The sequence below is a fragment of the Burkholderia sp. E168m23 genome, assembly GCF_016586125.1.
In the GTDB taxonomy this organism is placed as follows: domain Bacteria; phylum Pseudomonadota; class Gammaproteobacteria; order Burkholderiales; family Burkholderiaceae; genus Burkholderia; species Burkholderia orbicola.
Genome location: NZ_BCPP01000874.1, coordinates 1 through 3,039 on the forward strand (window position 1 = coordinate 1; position 3,039 = coordinate 3,039).

Below are 3,039 nucleotides of genomic sequence, written 5' to 3' on the forward strand. Positions count from 1 at the left end.
GCATCCACGCCGCCGATCCGCGCGCCGTCGCCGGCCGCCAGCGCGCGGCCGTTGACCTCGACCTCGCCGCGCACGACGTGCACGTAGATGCTGCGTCCGGCCGGCACGTCGAACGCCGCCGTCTCGTCGCCGTCGATCAGCCCCGCGAAGATGCGGGCGTCGGCCCGCACCGACAGCGCGCCGTCGCCGCCGTCGGGCGCCGCGACGAGCCTCAGCCGGCCGCGCTTCTCGTCATCGGCGAAACGCCGTTCCTCGTAGCCGGGCCGCCCGCCCCGTTCGGCCGGCTGCAGCCAGATCTGCAGCAGATGCAGCGGCCGGTCGCGCGACGCGTTGGTTTCGCTGTGCACGAGCCCCGTGCCGGCGCTCATCCGCTGAATGCCGCCAGTCCGGACGATCGCGCCGCAGCCAAGGCTGTCGCGGTGCGCGAGCTCGCCATCCAGCACGTAGGTGAGGATTTCGACGTCGCGGCGCGGCTGCATCCCGAAACCGCGCGTCGGCGCGATCCGGTCCTCGCTCAGCACGCACAGCGCGCCGACGGGCGGACGCACCGGCGCATGCCCGTCGCGGCAGACGGACGAAAAGCTGTGACTCGATTCGAGCCAGCCGTGGTGCGTGCGGCAGCGGTCTTCGGCGCGCAGGATCTGGAACATTGGGGCGGACGCTCGGGGCGCGGATGTTCTGTTCGGGTTTACCTCCACTGTAAGGGGAGGCCGGCAGCGCCACAATCCGCCGCCCGCGCACCGCATCGTTGCACCCGCACAACCAATTGCCGAAATATTCGTTGCGAATACCTCGATTGCCGCAACAGCCGAATCGAGGAATCGGTCGACCGCGCCGGATTGCCGTTTTCCGGGTATCGCGTTCGGGTAAAATACCGCCCTTTTGGCGTTCGCCCTTCCGGCGGTCGCCAACGCCAGAGCGCCGATCGGCGATTTTTGGCCGTCTAGAATACGCCGCGGCGCCCGGTTCGACCGGCCGCGAGCGCCCCCGGAAAGTCAGCAACAGAAGGATGGAAATGAAGAAGGCCGCCCTGTGCGCCGCCCTCGCCCTCGTGGCGGGCAGCGCCTTCGCGAAGGAGTGGAAGACCGTGCGGATCGGCGTCGATGCCAGCTACCCGCCGTTCGAGTCGACCGCGCCGAGCGGCGAGATCGTCGGTTTCGACGTCGATCTCACCAAGGAAATCTGCAAGCGGATCAACGTGAAGTGCGTGTGGGTGGCGCAGGATCTCGACGGGATCATCCCGGCGCTGAAGGCGAAGAAGTACGACGTCATCGTGTCGTCGCTGACCGTGACGGACAAGCGTCGCGAGCAGATCGACTTCTCCGACAAGGTGTACGACGCACCCGCGCGGATGATCGCGAAAACCGGCTCGCCGCTGCTGCCGACGGTCGCGTCGCTCAAGGGCAAGCGCGTCGGCGTCGAGCAGGGCTCCACGCAGGAAACCTACGCGAAGGCGTACTGGGAACCGCAGGGCGTGACGATCGTTCCTTACCAGAACCAGGACCAGGTCTATGCCGATCTCGGCACGGGCCGCCTCGACGCGACGCTGCAGGATGAACTGCAGGCCGACTACGGCTTCCTGCGCACGCCGCGCGGCAAGGGCTTCGCGTTCGCCGGGCCGGAAGTGAAGGATCCGAAGACGATCGGCGACGGCACCGCGATCGGCCTGCGCAAGGAAGATACCGACCTGAAGCTGAGAATCAACCAGGCGCTGGCCGACATGCACAAGGACGGTACGTACGACCGGCTGTCGCACAAGTACTTCTCGTTCAGCGTCTACTCGGCGCCGGCCCGCTGAACGTCGACAAGCAGCAGCGGATGCGGGGGCGGCCCCGCGTCCGGGCAGTACAGGCAGTCAACCACGCGCCGCCCGCCCCCTTGCCCGCCGTTCGCGCGACGGGCTCGCCCGGCACCGTTGCCGGGGCGGACGGTCATGATACGCACGGGGCGTTCCGCGCAGCTTGGCGGGCGCGTCTTTCGCGGCGCACGACGTGCACCGTCAGGGACCACACCAGGGACCACATATGTTTCTACAAGGCTACGGCCCGCTGATCCTCGCCGGCACCTGGCAAACCGTCAAACTGGCGGTGCTTTCGCTTGCGCTGTCGTTCCTGCTGGGGCTGCTCGGCGCCGGCGCGAAGCTGTCGCGCAACCGCGTGACGAACGGCGTCGGCACCGTCTACACGACGCTGATCCGCGGCGTACCCGATCTCGTGCTGATGCTGCTGCTGTTCTACAGCCTGCAGATCTGGCTGAACATGGCGACCGACGCGCTCGGCTGGGACCAGATCGACATCGACCCGTTCCTCGCCGGCGTGCTCGTGCTCGGCTTCATCTACGGCGCGTACTTCACCGAGACGTTCCGCGGCGCGTTCCTGTCGGTGCCGCGCGGCCAGCTCGAGGCCGGCAGCGCCTACGGGATGACGAACTGGCAGGTGTTCACGCGGATCATGTTCCCGCAGATGATGCGCTTCGCGCTGCCGGGCATCGGCAACAACTGGCAGGTGCTCGTGAAGTCGACCGCGCTCGTGTCGATCATCGGCCTGGCCGACGTCGTGAAGGCGTCGCAGGACGCCGGCAAGGGCACGCTGCGGTTCTTCTTCTTCACGCTGATCGCGGGAGCGGTCTACCTCGCCATCACGACGATCTCGAACTTCGTGCTGATGTGGCTCGAAAAGCGCTACTCGACCGGTGTCCGCAAGGCTGACCTATGATCGAACTCATCCAAGAATACTGGCGCAACTATCTGTACACCGACGGCTATCGCATCACCGGTGTCGCGATCACGCTGTGGCTGCTGGTCGTGTCGATCGGCCTCGGCTTCTGCCTGTCGGTGCCGCTCGCCGTCGCGCGCGTGTCGAAGCGGAAGTGGCTGTCGGGCGCCGTATGGCTGTACACGTACGTGTTCCGCGGCACGCCGCTCTACGTGCAGCTGCTGCTCTGCTACACGGGCCTCTACAGCCTGCAGGCCGTGCGCGGCACGCCGATGCTCGATGCGTTTTTCCGCGACGGGATGCACTGCACGCTGCTCGCGTTCAC

The 3,039-nt window shown here is 67.2% G+C and carries 4 protein-coding genes; 3 read left to right on the top strand and 1 reads right to left on the bottom strand.

Annotated features, from left to right (window positions below):
- On the bottom strand, positions 1-650 hold a 650-nt coding region (locus tag JMF90_RS31150; RefSeq protein WP_201325879.1), incomplete at its 3' end, for a pirin family protein.
- Positions 651-1,015: 365 nt separating this feature from the next.
- Between JMF90_RS31150 and JMF90_RS31155 the strand changes: the two genes are divergently transcribed.
- The 3 genes from JMF90_RS31155 to JMF90_RS31165 form a co-directional block, all read left to right on the top strand.
- Positions 1,016-1,798: an ABC transporter substrate-binding protein gene (locus JMF90_RS31155; RefSeq protein WP_011545930.1), complete on the top strand. Its 783-nt coding sequence runs from the start codon at positions 1,016-1,018 to the stop codon at positions 1,796-1,798.
- A 226-nt stretch (positions 1,799-2,024) separates the two neighbouring features.
- Positions 2,025-2,714 (top strand): ABC transporter permease, encoded by a 690-nt coding sequence (locus JMF90_RS31160; RefSeq protein WP_006489645.1) that lies wholly within the window; start codon positions 2,025-2,027, stop codon positions 2,712-2,714.
- Positions 2,711-3,039, top strand: a 329-nt coding sequence (locus JMF90_RS31165; RefSeq protein WP_201325880.1) for an ABC transporter permease subunit, incomplete at its 3' end; no start/stop codon positions are given. The genes JMF90_RS31160 and JMF90_RS31165, both read left to right, overlap by 4 nt.